Genomic DNA, 15,577 nt, shown 5'->3' on the forward strand with positions numbered 1-15,577 from the left:
TTCACCGTGCCTCCTCTGCCAGCGCCAGCACCGCCGCGGTGAAGGCGTCGAGCGCGACGGCCACGTCCTCGGGGTCCACGTGCTCGTCGGGGTGATGGCTGATCCCGTCGCGGCAGCGCACGAACAGCATGCCGACGTCGGTCACGGCGTCCATCGCCATCCCGTCGTGCCCGGCGGGGCTCCACAGCCCGAGCACGGCTCCCGAGGGCACCCGCGTCGCCTTCTCGATGCCCGTCACCACCGCGGCCCGCATCCGCCCGGCACAAGCGGTCGACGGCGCCCGGTGGGTCTCGGCGACCTCGAACGTCACGCCCCGCTCCCGCGCGATGTCGTGTCCGGCCGCGGCGATCTGCTCCCACAGCGCATCGCGCCCGGTGTCGGTCCGGCCCCGGAGGTCGAGCGTGAGCTCGGCGCGACCGGGGATCACGTTCACGGCGCCGGGCTCCACGCGGAGGTCGCCGACGGTGGCGAGACAGTCGGTGGCCCTGGCCAGCTCCTCGATCCGGGTGACGAGGTGCGCGGCGGCGACCAGCGCGTCCCGCCGTCGGCTGAAGGGGGTGCCGCCCGCGTGCCGGGCCTCGCCCGTGACGGTGAGCACGAACCGGCGGGCTCCCGCGATGGTCGTGACGTAGCCGAGCGGCAGGTCCGCCGACTCCAGCACCGGTCCCTGCTCGATGTGCGCCTCCAGGTAGCCGACGAGGTCCTCGGGGCGGCGGGCGGCGTCGCTCACCCGCTCCGGGGCCAGGCCGAACCGGGCGAACGCCTCGCGCAGGGTGACGCCCTCGGCGTCGGTCTGTTCCCACCAGCCGGGGTCCCACTGGCCCGACGCCGCGCAGCTGCCCAGCAGCGCCTTGCCGAACCGGGTGCCCTCCTCGTCGGAGAACCCCACGACCTCCAGGGCGAACGGCAGCGGCACGTCCCGCAGCCGGTGCGCGACGGCGATCGCGAGCATCACGCCGAGCATGCCGTCGTACCGCCCGGCGTCGGGCACGGTGTCGAGGTGCGACCCGAGCACGAGCGCCGGCTCGCCCGGTGTGCCGGGCCGCTGGGGCGTGCCGTCGGCGGCGCGACGGCCCCAGATGTTGCCGGCGGCGTCGGTCTCGGTGTCGAGGCCCGCGTCGAGCATCCAGGCCCGGACCGCCGTGTTGGCCTGCGCGTGCTCGGGCGACAGGTAGACGCGTTCCAGCGCGTCGGGCCGTGCCGAGTGGCGCGTCAGGTCGTCGCACCGGGCCATCACCCACTCGGCGGTCCCGATCGTGGTCCCGATCGTGGTCACGGTCCGACTACCGGGTTCGCCTCGTACGACGTGAGGGCCGCGGTCACGCCGCTGCCCGGCGCGGCGTCGAAGCCCGCCCGGCGCAGCTCGTGCTCCAGGGCGGCCAGCGTGGTGAGCACGGCGTCCCGGCGGGCGTTGAAGCCCATGGTCCCGATACGCCAGACGACACCGTGCAGCGGCCCGAAGGACGTGCCGATCTCGATGCCGAAGTCGTCCAGGAGCGCGCCGCGGACGGCGTCCCCGTCGACACGGTCGGGGATGCGTACCGCGACCACGTTGTGCATCTTGTGGCCGACGTCGCCGAAGACCTCCAGGCCGAGGCCGCGCACCCCCGCCAGCATGGCTCCGCCGTGGCGTGCGTGCCGGTCCACGGCCGCACCGATGCCCTCGACCGTCAGCAGCCGGGCGCACTCGCGGGCCGCGTAGAGCATGGACGTGGCCTCGGTGTGGTGGTTGAGGCGGCGTGGGCCCCAGTACTCCATGATCTGCGCCAGGTCGAGGTAGTTGGAGACGATCGGTGCGCCCCGCGGCGCGACGTCGTCCGCCGTGCGGAGGCCGGCCTCGACCTGCTTGCGGCGGTCGATCGCCGCCACGGCCGCGGGCGAGAGCGTCACGGGCGCACTGCCCGACGGTCCGCCCAGGCACTTCTGCAGCCCGGCCGTCGCCGCGTCGATGCCCCACTCGTCGGTGTGGAACGGGTTGCCGCCGAGGGTGGCGGTGGCGTCGACGTACAGCAGGGCGTCGTGCTCGTGCGCGATCCGGCCCAGCTCCGCGAGCGGCTGGGCCATGGTCGTGGAGGTGTCCCCGTGCACGACGGCGACGACGCGCGCCCGGACGCGGCGGACGGCGTCCTCGATCTGGCCCGGGTCGAAGACCGTGCCCCACTCCGTCTCGATCGTGTGCACCTCGGCACCCGCACGGGCGCAGATCTCCGCGAGCAGGTGCCCGAACCTGCCGAACACCGGGACCAGCACCCGGTCACCGGGCTCCAGCAGGGACACGAGGGCTGCCTCGATGCCGGCGCGCGCGGTGCCGTCCACGAGGAAGGTCTGCTCGTTGGCCGTGTCCCAGACCGGGCGCCACAGGCCCATGACCTCGGTCATCGTGTCGGTCATGAACGGGTCGAACTGGCCCACGAGCGGTGCGGCCATGGCGCGCAGGACGCGTGGGTCGGCGTCGATCGGGCCGGGGCCCATGAGCAGGCGGGCGGGGGGATGGATCTGGGTCATGCGGGCCTCCTGTCCTGCTCGGCGGCAGCGCTGCCGGGGCGGGCGATCAGGCGTCCGTCGCCGCGGATGTGCTCGACGTCGTTGGCGGGTCGCCAGGCGCCACCGTCGATGTCGCCGTGCGCCACCGCTTCGCCGAACCACCACATCGCGATCCGCCCGCCCAGGACGGTGTCGGTCACCGCGCCCGTGACCGTCAGGCCGTGATAGGCGCTGACCGGGTTCCGGTGCGCGAGCTGCGCGGCGTCGATGACGGCTATCGCGTCGGGGTCGTAGATCACCAGGTCCGCGGCCGCGCCCTCGGCGATGACGCCCTTCGGGCGGTCGCCCCGGTCCAGGCCTACCAGGGCGGCGGTGTTCGTCGACGTCCAGCGGGACACCTCGGCCAGGGGCACGCCCCGCCAGCGCGCGGCGTCGGCCAGCGCGACGAAGCCCGTCTGGAGGCCCGAGATGCCACCCCAGGCGGCCTGCAGATCGGTCTCGCCGACGCGTCCCCCGCGCACCTTCTCCGCGACCGACGACGGTGAGTGGTCGCTGACCACGCAGTCCAGGATCCCCTCCCGCAGGCCGTCCCACAGGGCGTTCTGGTTGCCGCGGTCACGGATCGGCGGGCAGCACTTGTAGGCGGCGTCCCCGTCGGGCACGTCCTCGGCGGCGAGCACCAGGTAGTGGTGGCACGTCTCGGCGGTGACGGGCAGGCCCTCCGCCTTCGCCTCCGCGAGCAGGTCGAGCACCTTGGCCGAGGACACGTGCAGCACGTGCGTGCGCGCGCCGGTCTCGCGGACGGCGTCGAGCACGGTGCGCACCGCCGCCGTCTCGGCCTCGTCGGGGCGGGACAGCAGGAAGTCCGCGTACGCGCGCGACGGCGTGCGCGGGGCCGCGGCGAGGACCGCCGGGTCCTCGGCGTGCACTGCCAGCAGCCCGTCGAACCGGACGAGGCGGTCCATCACCACCACCAGCTCGTCCGGGTCGAGCGGCGGGAACTCGGGGACACCGGAGTCGGCAAGGAAGCACTTGAAGCCGAGCACGCCCGCGTCCCAGAGCGGCTCCAGCTCGTCGGCGTTGCCGGGCACGGCGCCACCCCAGAAGGCGACGTCGACCGGCAGCCGGCCCCCTTCCCAGTCAGCATCCTCGGGCAGCCGGGCCGACGCCGCCCGCGCCGCCGCCTGCTTGATCCGCAACGCCTCGACGCTGGTCGTAGGCGGGATCGAGTTGAGCGGCATGTCCACGATGGTGGTCACGCCGCCGTACGCCGCAGCACGCGCCGCCGACGTGAACCCCTCCCAGTGCGTGCGGCCCGGCTCGTTGACGTGCACGTGGGTGTCGACGCCTCCGGGCAGGACGATGCGGTCGCCGAGATTCCAGACCGCCGCGGACCGCGCGGGCGGGGCGCCGAGCATCCCGTCGTCGTGCGTCGTGACCTTGTCGGGGTCGGAGGTGCCCCACCAGACCTGGGCGATCCGGTCGTCCTCGGTGCGCACGACCGCCGGACGCAGCTCCCCCTCGACCAGCACCCGCTCGGACCCGATCAGCCGGTCGGTCATACGAATCCTCCGATGGTCGCCCACACGGGATGCTCTCCGGCACGCTCGGACCGCTGGACCGCGGCCTCGATCAGCCCGTAGGGCCGGTCGGCGGCGAAGAACACCTCGCCGGGGTTGTCCAGGCCGAACGGCTCCAGGTCGACGAGGAAGTGGTGGTTGTTCGGGCACGACAGCCGGATCTCGGCGATGTCCGGATACGCCTCCAGCACCGCCCGGCCCATCGCGAACACCGTCTGCTGCAGCGCGAGGGAATGGAGCTCGGCGAAGGTCTCCAGCAGGATCGAGCGGACGGCGGAGAACCGCTCGTCGTACTCGGCGGGGCCGGCCGCCTCGGAGAACGACGGCTCGTACCGCCACCAGGCGCTGACGTCGGTCGCGAGGACCCGGTCGTCGGTCTCGGGCAGCGTCGTGTACCGGTCGCGCAGGAACCCGGAGAACTCCGAGCCGGTCGACTTCAGCACCGTGACGTCGCGCAGCCCAGCGAGCACGGTCAGGCCGGTGTCGTCGGCATGCACCAGCGCGGTGCGCCGTTCGGCGGCGCCCCGCACGAACGCGTGGTCGTGGCCGACGTCGCCGCGCGCCCCCGGGCCCGCGTGCGGGCCGACCGCTATGCGCTCCCAGCCGTACTGCTCCGCCAGCCAGCGTCCGCCGGTGAGCTGCGGCGCGGCCAGGAAGTGTCGCGCCAGCCGCAGCAGGAACGTCTCCGGCGAGCCGACGCCGTCCCGCGCGAACGCGTACATCGTGTTCTTCTGCGTGTCCGTGGCGATGACGCCCGTGTTGTCCCCGGACTCGTGCGTGGCCGTGAAGTCTCCGCGGAGGTGCGAGGTGACGCTGAGGTCGGTGATGCGGTGCCGTGCGGTGTCGCGGTCGATGCGGACCAGCCGCACCTCGGCCTTGCCGTACTGGTTGGGTCCCAGGACTATCGACATTCAGCTCCCCCGGTAGGTCGTGTAGGCGAACGGGCTCAGCAGCAGGGCGACATGCGTGTGGTCGGGCCCGAGCACGACATCGAGCACCACCTGGCCGAAGAACGTCTCCCGGTCCTGCGCGGCGAACCAGTCGCCTGCGGCGAAGGTCAGGACGTGCCGGCCGGGCGTGACCTCGCCCCAGCTGATGCGCCCGTCGGCGTCGGTCATGGCGTGCCGGTCACCGAGCGTGACCGCCAGCCCCGCGGCCGGCAGGCCGCGCGCGGCGTCGAGCACGTGGGTCGACGCGGTGCTCAAGACGTCACGTCCGCGGGCGCCGCCGACTCCTCGACGACCGTCTCCAGGCGCAGGAGCGCGATCTGACGCAGCTGCTCGGCGGTCACCAGAGCCTCGGTGGCCGGGTCGTTGACGAGGCGTTCGGTCAGGTTGGCGAGGATGTCCTCCGCCGTCCGCCCGGCGGCCCGGACCAGGAAGATCCGCCCGAACTTCGCCTCGTAAGCGGCGTTGCCATCGGCGATCCGGGCAGCGGTCGCCTCGGCCGCCGTCGGCTGCTCGGTACGGGACAGCCGCGCCTCGGCGCTGTCACCGGACGCGCGCTCGCCGATGCGGGGATGGTGGGCGAGCGCGGCGTCGACGTCGGCGGCCGTCCAGTCGGCGGCGGCCCGCATGGCCCGCAGCAGGAGCGAGTCGCGGCACCGGTAGGGGCGGCCCGCCACCACGTCGTCGACCCAGTGGCCGATGTCGGCGCACGGGCGGACAGCCGCAGCGGCGGCGGCCGGGGGCAGGGCGTTGAAGGTCGCGAGGTCCACGGAGACAAACCTAGTTTCAAACTCTCGCTCGCGGTGAGACACGCGTTTCAAGCGGGTAAAACTTCGAGGCGTTGTGTTGCCGAGCCACCCTTCGGGCCCTCGGGTGCTGAAATGGCGGCTGCCGCACCGGGGTGCCGCGCGGGTCGACGGCACCGGAGACGATGTCGCCCAGGTTCAGCACGAGGCCGACCTTCTCGGCGCCGATCGCCGCCAGGACCGCCGCGAGCGCCGGGGTGTTGCCCCGGACGTCGGAGAGGACAGCGATGCGCGTCATCCGCGCAGGCTAGCGGCCGGACGGGCGTCGGTGCTGGTGCGCCGGTGCCCGCCCGACCAGGTGTCGCGCGCTCACCGCACGTCGCGCGGCAGGGTCTCGGTGGTGCCGGGCTGCTCCACCACGTGCCTGCGGTAGGGCCATACCGCGATCAGCAGGCCGACCACGGCGCTGCCCAGGTGGAGCCAGTTGTCGGCCTCGTTGATGTTCAGGTAGTTGATGTCCGGGTTGTCGACGGCGAACAGCCCGTAGACGAAGGCGGCACCGTAGCCGAGCAGCAGGAGCCAGCCGAAGGTGCGCGCGCCGCCGGACGTGGGCCAGAGGCAGATACCCAGGATTCCGATCACCAGGTGCACGATGTTGTGCAGCGGGTTGATGGCGAAGCCCACGAGGGTCTGGGTGTGGTCGTGCTCCATGAAGCCGCTGAAGCCGGTGACCGCGAAACCGACCGCACCGACCAAGAGGTAGACGACCCCGACGATGAGGGCGAGCCACTGATGGGGGCCGCGGGCGATCCGAGGTGCTGTGGTGTGGGCCATGATGGTTCTCCCGTCCATCTCATGCCGTGTTTTCCACGGTCACGCCGTTCGGGACCACTCGCACGCTGGTCGCGCAGCCAGGTCCAGCAGCGCCCGGTCCGAACCGGCCGGCCCGACGAGGCACGCGCCCGCCGGTAGCCCCGACGAGGTGGTGACCGGGACCGAGACGGCGGGCAGCCCGCCGATCCCCGCGATGCACGTCAGCAGCATGGTCGCCTCGCGCGCCGCTTCGGCCTCCTCGGGCCGGGGCGCGACGGTCGCCGTCGACGGCAGCACGAGCACCCGCTCCCCCAGCCGCCCTCGGATCTGCTCCCTGGCCTGGCCGACGGCGGCCCGCGCCGCCTCCGCGTCCGCCGCACCGACGGCGCGCGCCCGCTCGAACCGCCCGCGCACCGCCGGTCCGAGCGTGTCCATCCGGCCGGCGAGCCACGCCCCGTGCACCGCCCAGGCCTCGGCGGCCTGGAGCGTCTGGAAGGCCGCGAGCCACGCCGGCTCGGGCGCCCAGTCGACCGGCTGGGCACCGGCATCCCGGCCGAGTCGTCCGACGGCGTCGCGCACGTCGGGCGCGGCCAGGGCGAGCAGGGCGTCGCTCAGCACGAGGGGTGCCGGGGCCGGCAGTGCGGCGGCGTCGGCGGGGAGGAGCACGTCACCCACCCGCGCCAGCGTCGCGGCGTCGCGGGTGAGCCAGCCGACCGTGTCGAACGAGGGCGCGAGCGGCAGCAACCCGCCGGCCGGCACCGCGCCGTGTGTCGGGCGGATGCCCCACAGCCCCTGGTAGGCGGCGGGCACCCGGACCGATCCGCCGGTGTCGGTCCCGAGCGCGATGCCGGCCTGGCCGGCGGCCACCGCCGTCGCCGGGCCCGACGTCGATCCGCCGCTGATGCGCCCGGGGGCCCGCGGGTTGGGCGGCGTGCCGTAGTGGGCGTTCGCCCCGGTCAGTGAGTACGCGAACTCCTCGGTCTGCGCGATCCCGGCGAGCGCGGCTCCGGCGTCGAGCAGCCGTGCGACCGCGGGCGCGTGGATCGCCTCGACGGGGGCCACCGCGAGCCACGCCGGGTTGCCCGCGCCGACCCGCTGTCCGGCGACGGCGAACAGGTCCTTGACGGCCACGGTCTCGCCGTCGAGCACGCCGGAGCCTGTCGGCGCCGTCAGCGGGCCGGGCTCGGGCCGGACACGCCAGACGCTGGGGTCGGAAGTCATCCGCACATGCTGCCAGCCTGCCCGTCCCGGTGCGGCGGACAGGTACGGCTGACCGGTGCGGCAGCCCCGTGCAGCAGCCCCGTGCTGCAGCCCCGTGCTGCAGCCCCGTGCCGCAGCCCAGCGATTGGGCCCGGAAAGCGCCGAGATCTGGACCCAATCGCTGGGCTGCACGTGGGCGGGGCGGGGCCGGACGGGCCGGGCTAGCCGCTCGCGAAGTCCGCCTTGCGGATCCTCGCGTGCACGCCCTTGACCACGTCCACCACCTGCGAGATGTCGAAGTCCGTCGCCGCCGACAGGTACGCGTAGGCGTGCGCCGGCGACATCCCGTACCGGACCCCCAGCAGCGCGATCGCGACCCGCACGCAGTTCTGCACCGCCACGTCGAGATCGCGGTCCAGACCGGTCGGGACCAGGAACTCGGCGGTCTCGGCGAGCGGCCCGACCAGACTCCCGAACGTCGCGACGGCGTCCGACGCCGGGATGACGTCGAACCGCAGCCGCGTCCGGAGCGACGCCTCGAAGGCGGTGAGCGCCACCTCGCCGTCGCCCTGGGCGAAGTGCGGGTCACCGACGTACGCCAGCGCCCCCGCGACCTGCACCGGGAGGTAGAGCGTGGACCCCGCGCCCAGGAGATTGATGTCGATGTTGCCGCCGAACGGCCCGGGCGGCACCGAGTGCGGGCGCTCGTCCCCCGCGGCGGCGACGCCCATGATGCCGAGGAACGGGTGCAGGTCGAAGCCCACCCTCCGGTCCGCGCCCTCGAAGAGCGGCAGGCTGCCGCGCCCTGCGCCGTCGGCCCAGGAGTCCACCTCCGCGAAGACACTGACAGCGCCCGCGCCCCGGGCCGGGTACTCGTCCGGCAGGGCGCCGCGGCCGTGCCGGTTGGAGATCACCCCGTACGGGACGCGGGGTTCGGTCGCCAGCACCCGGATCGCCAGAAGGTCGCCCGGCCGGACGCCGCGGACCTCGATCGGCCCGGTCACGACGTGCCCGCCGTGCGCGCCGATCACACCCGGCAGCCCAGGGATGCGGTCGCCCAGGAGGGAGCGGCGGGCGGTGGCCAGCTCGACGGCGTCGGCCAGGACGGCGTCCTCGGCGACGCCGCTCCGCGCGAAGTACGCGAGCGGGTCGCCGCCCTGGTCCTCGAGGATGCCCTCGTGGGACAGGGTGTCGATCACCACCTCCTGCCCGGGGTCCACCGACAGCACCGCACGGTCCGCCCCGCAGGGCAGACGACCCCAGTAGGCGGTCTCGACGGAGGTCGGCAGGTAGACGGCTCCCTCAGGGAGGCTGCTGCCGGGCTGGAGGATGGTCTGCTGATGCACGGGGTGACTGTATCCACCCGGTCATCCACCCGGTCGTCCACCCGGTCATCCACCCAGTTATCCACCCAGTCACTGCCGCGGGATCATCCCTGCCTGCCCGTAGACCGTGCGCAGGTACTCCAGCAGCTCGTCGGTGTCGGGCGGCTCGGGGCGCAGCAGCCGGTAGACGACCGCCCCGACCGTCATGTCGATGAGGGCCTCGATGTCCGTCTCGGGCGGCAGCACCCCTTCCTCGACGGCGCGCGACAGCGCCAGGTGCGCGGTGCGGCGCCGCGGCAGGATGTGGTTCTGCCAGAAGGCCGCCATGAGTCCCGGGTGCGTGACGCTGGAACCGAAGACCTGGGCCAGCATCGCGCGGTAGCCGGGCTCGGCGAGGGTCCGCGCGCTGACCGGCAGCGCATCGACGATCACCTGCGAGATCTCGGCGTACGACATGCCGTCCAGGTCCGCGGTGCCGGGGCTCGGGATCTGGCCCCTGGCCGACTCGACGGCCGCCGCGATGAGCTCGTCCTTGCTCTCCCAGCGCCGGTAGACGGTGAGCTTGCCGACGCCGGCGCGCCGCGCGATCGCCTCGATGCTGGTCCCCGCGTGCCCGTGCTCGGTGAACAGCTCCAGCGCGGCCCGCAGGATCGCCTCGTCGGTGCGGGGGTCGCGGGGCCGACCCCTGCCGCGGGAGGCCTCCGCCGCGGTCACCGGGCCCGCCCCGTGCGCAGCAGCCCGGCGAGCCACGGTGCGGCCGACGCCGCGTCCGTCCCGCGCCAGGCCAGGTGTCCGTCCGGGCGCACGAGCCAGGCCTCGGCGACGCCGTCGGCCCTGGTGAGCCGTGTCGGCTCGACGGCGACCCCGGCGCCCGCCCCGGCCGGCACCTCGCCTACCGGCCCGGACGGCTCAGCACCCGGCTCGTCGCCCGGCCCGGCCCCCGCAGCGCCGTCCGACGGCGGGACCAGCAGCGCCCAGCGCCCCCCGAGCTCGGAGTGCAGGCAGGTCGGCGTCCCGTCCGTGCGGGTGCAGTCGAGGTTCGGCACCCGGTCGCCGACACAGGTCCGCCGTCCGATCCGGGCGGCCACCCGCTCGGCCGCCCCGACACCCAGCGGCCCGGACCAGTAGCTCACCCAGAGCTGGGAGGTGGTGAACGTGGCCCAGCGCTGGATCCACGGCCGGTTGAACAGCCGGATCAGCACCTGGTCGCGCAGGAACCGGCCGACGGGGCTGGTCGCCACGTTGATCCGCGTCACGTTGGCGGTGCCGCGCAGCACGTCGGTGGCGAGCGGACGCCGCTCGGCCTCGTAGGTGTCCAGCAGCGAGTCGGCGGCGCGCCCGCGCGTCACGAGGGCCAGCTTCCAGGCCAGGTTCTCGGCGTCCCCGAGGCCGGTCAGCATGCCCTGCCCGCCGAACGGGGCGTGCGCGTGTGCGGCGTCGCCGGCGATGAGGACCCGGCCGTGCCGGTACCGGTCGGCCAGCCGGCGATGGATGGTGAACTCGGACAGCCACTCGGTACCCAGGACCCGCACGTCGCGGCCGGTGCGCTCGGGCAGGATCGTGCGGAAGCGATCGAGGATCTGCACCTCGGTCAGGCGGCTGCGCCGGCCGTAGGCGTCCGCGGCGCGCGGCGCCTCGGCGGCCTCCGGGCCGTCCGCGGGCTCCTCCAGCTCAGCGCTCCCGGGGTCGTACGCGATCAGCCGCCACAGGTCGCCCCGGCCCTCGTCGTCGGGCATCGGCATGGCGCCGAGCATCCCCGTCGGGTGCACCCAGCCGGAGGTCCCGGTTCGGTCCAGGTCCCAGTCGAGGCGCAGGTCGGCAAGCAGGAACCGTTCGCTCAGGCGCACTCCGGGGGCGTTGATGCCCACCGCCTTCCGCACGGCACTGCCCGTCCCGTCACAGCCGACGAGCCACCGGGCGCGCACGGTCCGCCCGTCGCCGAGCTCCGCGGTCACGCCGCCGTCGTCCTGCACGAGGCCCGTGAGCGGAGCACCCCACTCGGGCACGACGCCCAGCTCCGCCAGGCGTCGCCGCAGCTCGGCCTCCACGAGGGCCTGCGACACCACCATCGGGGGCGCGGCGGTCCGCAGGCCGGGGTCGCCGAACCGGATGCGCATCATCGGCCGGTCGCCCAGGTAGGTGGTGATCCGCATCGCCCGCACGGAACGCTCCGGCAGGTCGCCGAGCGCGCCGAGCCGGTCGAGCACCTCCGAACCGCGCACGTGCACGAAGTTGGCCCGCGACGTCGTGGCGGGTGCCCGCATGCGGTCGATGACGCGCACCCCGACACCCTGCAGCCGTAGCCCGCACGCCAGAGCCAGCCCCGTAGGACCTGCTCCGACCACGAGCACGTCGGTGACCTCGTCGCCTGCCATGGCTACTCCTTTTATTAACGGATCGGTACCGTTAACAAAATACCCCGGCCGAGCCGCGGCCGGAAGGCCTGATCGCTCAGGCGGGCGGCGCGAGCAGGGCCCGCGCCGCCGCCCGCGCCGTGGCGAACGCACCCGGCTGGGCCCCGGTCGTGTGCGCGACGATCGCACCCTCGTAGAGCAGGTGGAGCTGGGCACCGACCTGCTCCGCGGCAGCGTGCCCGGCGTCGCGCAGCAGGCCGGTGAACACGCCGAGCATGTACAGCTTGTCGGCCAGGATCACGGCGTTGCCGGGGTGCGCGGTCCCGCCGATCTCGGCGTGGGCGTTCACGAACGCACAGCCGCGCTCGTTCTGCGCCGCCCACTCCTCCGCGAGCTCCAGCGCGGCCAGCACCCGGTCGAGACCCGGTCCGGCCCCTGCGGCGCCGCGCGCCGCGAGCCGCTCGCCGAACCACGCCTCCCAGCGCTCGTGCCGGCGCGTCAGGTAGGCAGCGACCAGCGCGTCCTTGGACCCGAACCGGTCGTAGAGCGTCTTCTTGGTGACCCCCGCCTCGTCGGCGATCAGGTCGACGCCGACCCCGCGGATCCCGCGCTCGTAGAACAGCTCGGCCGCCGTGGCGAGGATCTTCTCGCCCGCAGGTGTGTGGGGGTTGGGGCTACGTCGCGGCATGGGGTCCTTCCCGTCCGGCCGTGGACTCGGGTGCACTGCGTCTCAGGTGCACTGCGAGTATACCGACCTGTGTGGTTACCTCACAGACATGCGCACGAACCTTCTCCGCAACCTCGCCCCCGCACTCCTCGTGGTGATGTGGAGCTCGGGCTTCGTCGGCGCCACCTTCGCGGCGCCGGTCGCCCCGGCCGTCACCACACTCCTGTGGCGCTATGTCGTCGCTGCGCCGCTGATGCTCCTGATCGTGCTGGCGCTCCGCCGCCGCTACGGACCGCGCTACCTGCGGCGCGAGGCGGTCCTCGGCGCCCTCGGCCAGGCCGGCTACCTCTACGGCGTGTTCCGCGCGGTCGAGGCGGGCCTGCCGGCCGGGACCGCCGCCCTGCTGGCCTCGCTGCAGCCCGCCCTGGTCGCCGTCGTCCTGTCCGGGTTCGGGCAGCGAGGCGGACGCCGCCAAGCGGTGGGCCTGGCCGTCGGGTTCGCGGGGGTGGCACTCGCCGTCGGTCCCGACGCCGTCGCCGGGACGGGCACCGAGGGGGCGCTCTGGGCGCTGGCGGGCATGCTCTCGCTCTCGGCGGCCGCCGTGCTCGGCGACCTGTGGCCGGCACCCGACGAGGAGCACGACGTGCTGGACTCCCTGACGGTACAGGGCGTGGTCGCGCTGGCGTTCTTCACGGTGGTGGCGTTCGCGGGCGGGCAGGCTGCGCCACCGGCCGACCGGTCGTTCTGGCTGGCGGTCGCGTGGCTGGTGGGGCTGGCGTTCCTGGGTGGCTACGGCATGTACCTGTACGTGCAGCGCACGCGGGGCCCGGTGGCGGTGAGCACGTGGCTGTACCTGACCCCGGCGGTCTCCGCGGCATGGGCCTGGGCGATGTTCGGAGAACAGCTGCCTCTGCTCACCGTGGCCGGGTTCGCGATCAGCCTGGCGGGAGTGCTCGTCGTCCGGCCGGCGCCTGCACGCCCCCGCACCGGTCGCCCCCGCACCGGTCGCCCCCGGCCCGGTCGACGCCACCCGTTGGCGCCCACCCGCTCTTGACACCGCCCTTGACAGATTGGTAACCCGCGGGTTACCAATTGACTCATGGATGCCTTCGCCGCCCTCGCCGACCCGGTACGCCGCGAGCTGCTCCGGCACCTCGCGTCCGGTCCGGCGAGGGTGGTCGACATGGCATCCGCCCACCCCATCAGCCGTCCCGCCATCAGCAAGCACCTGCGCGCCCTGGGCTCGGCGGGACTCGTCGTCGCTGACGACGTCGGCCGGGAGCGGCACTACCGGCTCGACCGGGCGGGCCTCGCCCCGGTGTCCGCGCTCCTCGCCGAGCTCGCGCCCGCGCCGCCGTTCTCCGAGCGGGCGCTCGACGGGTTGGACCTGGAGGTCCGGCGCGCGGTCCGGGACCGGCAGGCGGCCACGAGCACACAGGACATCACCGAGGAGACAGCATGAGCACCGAACTGACAGCGACCGGCCACAAGGAAGAGCGCGCGGACGGCACCTACGTGGTCCTCACCCGCACGTTCCGCGCCCCGATCGAGGACGTGTGGGCGGCGATCACCGAGCCGGACCGACTGGCCCGCTGGATCGGCCGCTGGATCGGTGACCCCGCGCAGGGCAGCGTGCGGTTCGAGATGCTCTTCGAGGGTGAGGACGTGGAGTCCGAGGAGTACGAGATCAACGTGTGCGACGCACCGAACCGCCTCGAGCTCACGTCCCACATGGCCTACGACGAGCACACACCCGCGACCTGGCACCTGAAGCTCGACCTGGCCGAGGCGGACGGCGTCACCACGCTCACCTTCGCCCAGTCAATGGACGACCCTGCCATGGCCGAGAACGTCGGACCCGGCTGGGAGTACTACCTGGACCGCCTGGTGGCCGCCGAGACGGGCGGCGACCCGGCCACCGTCGACTTCGGCGACTACTACCCGGCGCTGTCCGGGTACTACCGCACGCTATAGGCCCGGTCGGCGACCCTGGCCCGGGCACCTCCCCTGTGGACGCCACGGCGCCCCGTCCGTCACCAGGCGTAGCCCCAGCGCGCCACGTGGTGCCAGACCTTCTTCAGGTCCTGTGGGTCGTGCTCACCGGTGAGCACGGCCTCCCCGAGCACCCGCGCGTCCAGCCACCCGTCCTCCGTGTGCCCGACGGCGACCGCGCGCGCCACCTCCACGATCCCCGGCCCGCGGAACTCCGGCCGTGTCGCCAGCTCGTCCACGTGCAGCCGGAACCCGTGGTGCCACTCGACGGCCACAGGTGGGCTCGACGAGGGTCTCGCTCCCGTCGGCGACCAGCCGGTCGGGGTGGAAGTTGATGGTGACCAGCCAGCTCATGACCGGAGGCCGACCCGTGGGCCCTCCACGGCAGACACCCAGGTCACCGGAGTGACCTGGGCGTCTGCCATGCGGGACGTGCTTCGGGTCAGCCCTGGACCTCGAGCATGCGGCGCCGCGCGCGGATCATCGCCGCGCCGGCCGCCGTGAGCGCGAGACCAGCGGCAGCCGCGCCGACGACCTGGCCACCGGTCTGCGCCAGCGCGCCGGGCGCCTGCGCCTCACCGGCGGACTGGATCGGTGCGGTGGAGTCGACGCCGGCACCCGAACCGTCGCCCGGGTAGGCGATCGGGACCGTGCCGCCGTCGCCGGAGCCGTCACCCGAACCGCCGTCACCCCAGCCGCCGTCGGAACCGCCGTCGTCACCCGAGCCACCGTCGCCGGGGCCACCGTCGCCCGGTCCACCGTCACCGGGGTCGCCGGGGTTGCTGGTGTAGGCCGGGCTCTCCAGCAGGTCGTCCACCACGCCGTCCGGGCCGGCGACCGCGCCGATCGTGCCCGGCACATCGCCGCTGCCGACGTTCTCACCGATGGAGCCGATGTCCTCGATGATCTCGGAGGGCAGGTTGTCGAGCACACCCTGCTCGGGCGCGTCGGCGCCCAGGACGTCGTCCACGGCACCGTTCTCGCCGGCCACCGCGTTGACAGCGCCCGACACGCCGTTCAGCACGTCCTCGACGGGACCGCCGGAGTTGGCCGAGGCCGGGGCCGCCTTCGTGGCCACGACCTGCTCGGCCGGGGCCTTGCCGGTCGACGCCGCGGCGCCGCCCGTCACACCCTTCACCACGTCGTCGACGGCACCGTCCTTGCCGGCCACCGAGTCGACGACGCCCGTGACGCCCTTCACGGTGTCGTCGACGGCGCCGTCCTCCTTGGTGACCTGACCGACGGTCTCGGTCACCTGCTTCAGCGTGCTGTCGACCGCGCCGCCCTTGCCGGCGACCGCGTCGACGGTGCCCGTGAGAAGGCCGCCGAGCCCACCCGTGGACTGCTCGGCGTTCGACGCGCCCGCGTCGGCCGCCGTCGCGGATGTCGCACCCGCGATGATCAGGCCACCCGCGACGAGCGCGGACGGGAGCGCGCGGCTCACGAACTTCCTCTTCATGTGTCCCCCT

18 protein-coding genes are annotated in these 15,577 nt (G+C 73.9%); 3 read left to right on the top strand and 15 right to left on the bottom strand.

The genetic code is table 11. The annotated features are described in order from the left end of the window. Window position 1: 1 nt before the first annotated feature. The 13 genes from LUU90_RS08000 to LUU90_RS08060 form a co-directional block, all read right to left on the bottom strand. The gene (locus LUU90_RS08000; RefSeq protein WP_275002837.1) at window positions 2-1,276 is read right to left on the bottom strand and encodes an allantoate amidohydrolase; all 1,275 of its coding nucleotides are present in this window, start codon (window positions 1,274-1,276) and stop codon (window positions 2-4) included. After that, window positions 1,273-2,505 (bottom strand): pyridoxal-phosphate-dependent aminotransferase family protein, encoded by a 1,233-nt coding sequence (locus LUU90_RS08005; protein ID WP_275002838.1) that lies wholly within the window; start codon window positions 2,503-2,505, stop codon window positions 1,273-1,275. The genes LUU90_RS08000 and LUU90_RS08005 overlap by 4 nt, the downstream gene beginning before the upstream one ends. Further along, window positions 2,502-4,046: an allantoinase AllB gene (allB, locus tag LUU90_RS08010; protein WP_275002839.1), complete on the bottom strand. Its 1,545-nt coding sequence runs from the start codon at window positions 4,044-4,046 to the stop codon at window positions 2,502-2,504. Before allB ends, LUU90_RS08005 begins: the two co-directional genes overlap by 4 nt. Continuing rightward, window positions 4,043-4,975 (bottom strand): factor-independent urate hydroxylase, encoded by a 933-nt coding sequence (pucL, locus tag LUU90_RS08015; protein ID WP_275002840.1) that lies wholly within the window; start codon window positions 4,973-4,975, stop codon window positions 4,043-4,045. The genes allB and pucL overlap by 4 nt, the downstream gene beginning before the upstream one ends. Then, the gene (locus tag LUU90_RS08020; RefSeq protein WP_275002841.1) at window positions 4,976-5,269 is read right to left on the bottom strand and encodes a hydroxyisourate hydrolase; all 294 of its coding nucleotides are present in this window, start codon (window positions 5,267-5,269) and stop codon (window positions 4,976-4,978) included. Continuing rightward, entirely contained in the window at window positions 5,266-5,781 is a 516-nt protein-coding gene (uraD, locus tag LUU90_RS08025) for a 2-oxo-4-hydroxy-4-carboxy-5-ureidoimidazoline decarboxylase (RefSeq protein WP_275002842.1), read from the bottom strand. Before uraD ends, LUU90_RS08020 begins: the two co-directional genes overlap by 4 nt. Window positions 5,782-5,797: 16 nt before the next feature. Continuing rightward, entirely contained in the window at window positions 5,798-6,055 is a 258-nt protein-coding gene (locus LUU90_RS08030) for a metallophosphoesterase family protein (RefSeq protein WP_275002843.1), read from the bottom strand. A gap of 71 nt (window positions 6,056-6,126) precedes the next feature. Then, complete coding sequence (locus LUU90_RS08035; RefSeq protein ID WP_275002844.1) at window positions 6,127-6,591, bottom strand: DUF4383 domain-containing protein; 465 nt, start codon at window positions 6,589-6,591, stop codon at window positions 6,127-6,129. Window positions 6,592-6,630: 39 nt separating this feature from the next. Beyond that, complete coding sequence (locus LUU90_RS08040) at window positions 6,631-7,791, bottom strand: amidase family protein (RefSeq protein ID WP_275002845.1); 1,161 nt, start codon at window positions 7,789-7,791, stop codon at window positions 6,631-6,633. Between the two features lie 200 nt (window positions 7,792-7,991). Then, a complete protein-coding gene (locus LUU90_RS08045; protein WP_275002846.1) occupies window positions 7,992-9,116 on the bottom strand; it encodes an acetamidase/formamidase family protein in 1,125 nt (374 codons plus the stop codon). Window positions 9,117-9,185: 69 nt separating this feature from the next. Beyond that, complete coding sequence (locus LUU90_RS08050; RefSeq protein ID WP_275002847.1) at window positions 9,186-9,809, bottom strand: TetR/AcrR family transcriptional regulator; 624 nt, start codon at window positions 9,807-9,809, stop codon at window positions 9,186-9,188. Continuing rightward, window positions 9,806-11,470, bottom strand: coding sequence for an FAD-dependent monooxygenase (locus LUU90_RS08055; protein WP_275002848.1), 1,665 nt, complete (start codon window positions 11,468-11,470; stop codon window positions 9,806-9,808). Before LUU90_RS08055 ends, LUU90_RS08050 begins: the two co-directional genes overlap by 4 nt. Window positions 11,471-11,546: 76 nt before the next feature. Further along, window positions 11,547-12,137 carry a TetR/AcrR family transcriptional regulator gene (locus LUU90_RS08060; RefSeq protein WP_275002849.1) on the bottom strand — a complete coding sequence of 197 codons (591 nt, stop codon included), beginning with the start codon at window positions 12,135-12,137 and terminating at the stop codon, window positions 11,547-11,549. Window positions 12,138-12,225: 88 nt separating this feature from the next. Between LUU90_RS08060 and LUU90_RS08065 the strand changes: the two genes are divergently transcribed. From LUU90_RS08065 to LUU90_RS08075, 3 genes are read left to right on the top strand one after another with little or no spacing between them, the layout of a single operon-like run. Beyond that, window positions 12,226-13,170: a DMT family transporter gene (locus LUU90_RS08065; RefSeq protein WP_275002850.1), complete on the top strand. Its 945-nt coding sequence runs from the start codon at window positions 12,226-12,228 to the stop codon at window positions 13,168-13,170. A gap of 45 nt (window positions 13,171-13,215) precedes the next feature. Then, window positions 13,216-13,578 carry an ArsR/SmtB family transcription factor gene (locus LUU90_RS08070; protein WP_275002851.1) on the top strand — a complete coding sequence of 121 codons (363 nt, stop codon included), beginning with the start codon at window positions 13,216-13,218 and terminating at the stop codon, window positions 13,576-13,578. Then, window positions 13,575-14,090, top strand: coding sequence for an SRPBCC family protein (locus LUU90_RS08075; RefSeq protein ID WP_275002852.1), 516 nt, complete (start codon window positions 13,575-13,577; stop codon window positions 14,088-14,090). Before LUU90_RS08070 ends, LUU90_RS08075 begins: the two co-directional genes overlap by 4 nt. 59 nt (window positions 14,091-14,149) lie before the next feature. Here the strand turns inward: LUU90_RS08075 and LUU90_RS08080 are convergent, their stop codons facing one another. Together LUU90_RS08080 and LUU90_RS08085 are read right to left on the bottom strand one after the other, a co-directional pair. Then, window positions 14,150-14,383 (bottom strand): DUF3626 domain-containing protein, encoded by a 234-nt coding sequence (locus LUU90_RS08080; protein ID WP_275002853.1) that lies wholly within the window; start codon window positions 14,381-14,383, stop codon window positions 14,150-14,152. Window positions 14,384-14,550: 167 nt separating this feature from the next. Continuing rightward, window positions 14,551-15,567 (bottom strand): hypothetical protein, encoded by a 1,017-nt coding sequence (locus LUU90_RS08085; protein ID WP_275002854.1) that lies wholly within the window; start codon window positions 15,565-15,567, stop codon window positions 14,551-14,553. Between the last annotated feature and the right edge of the window lie 10 nt (window positions 15,568-15,577).

Origin of the sequence: Promicromonospora iranensis, from assembly GCF_028994775.1 — a bacterium.
GTDB lineage: Bacteria > Actinomycetota > Actinomycetes > Actinomycetales > Cellulomonadaceae > Promicromonospora > Promicromonospora iranensis_A.

Bases quoted from the DNA above. Each gene is read 5' to 3' on its own strand.
- LUU90_RS08085 (WP_275002854.1), bottom strand. From the start codon at position 15,567: ATGAAGAGGAAGTTCGTGAGCCGCGCGCTCCCGTCCGCGCTCGTCGCG.
- LUU90_RS08005 (WP_275002838.1), bottom strand. From the start codon at position 2,505: ATGACCCAGATCCATCCCCCCGCCCGCCTGCTCATGGGCCCCGGCCCG.
- LUU90_RS08040 (WP_275002845.1), bottom strand. From the start codon at position 7,791: ATGACTTCCGACCCCAGCGTCTGGCGTGTCCGGCCCGAGCCCGGCCCG.
- LUU90_RS08030 (WP_275002843.1), bottom strand. From the start codon at position 6,055: ATGACGCGCATCGCTGTCCTCTCCGACGTCCGGGGCAACACCCCGGCG.
- LUU90_RS08065 (WP_275002850.1), top strand. From the start codon at position 12,226: ATGCGCACGAACCTTCTCCGCAACCTCGCCCCCGCACTCCTCGTGGTG.
- LUU90_RS08060 (WP_275002849.1), bottom strand. From the start codon at position 12,137: ATGCCGCGACGTAGCCCCAACCCCCACACACCTGCGGGCGAGAAGATC.
- LUU90_RS08055 (WP_275002848.1), bottom strand. From the start codon at position 11,470: ATGGCAGGCGACGAGGTCACCGACGTGCTCGTGGTCGGAGCAGGTCCT.
- LUU90_RS08070 (WP_275002851.1), top strand. From the start codon at position 13,216: ATGGATGCCTTCGCCGCCCTCGCCGACCCGGTACGCCGCGAGCTGCTC.
- LUU90_RS08075 (WP_275002852.1), top strand. From the start codon at position 13,575: ATGAGCACCGAACTGACAGCGACCGGCCACAAGGAAGAGCGCGCGGAC.
- pucL (WP_275002840.1), bottom strand. From the start codon at position 4,975: ATGTCGATAGTCCTGGGACCCAACCAGTACGGCAAGGCCGAGGTGCGG.
- allB (WP_275002839.1), bottom strand. From the start codon at position 4,046: ATGACCGACCGGCTGATCGGGTCCGAGCGGGTGCTGGTCGAGGGGGAG.
- LUU90_RS08035 (WP_275002844.1), bottom strand. From the start codon at position 6,591: ATGGCCCACACCACAGCACCTCGGATCGCCCGCGGCCCCCATCAGTGG.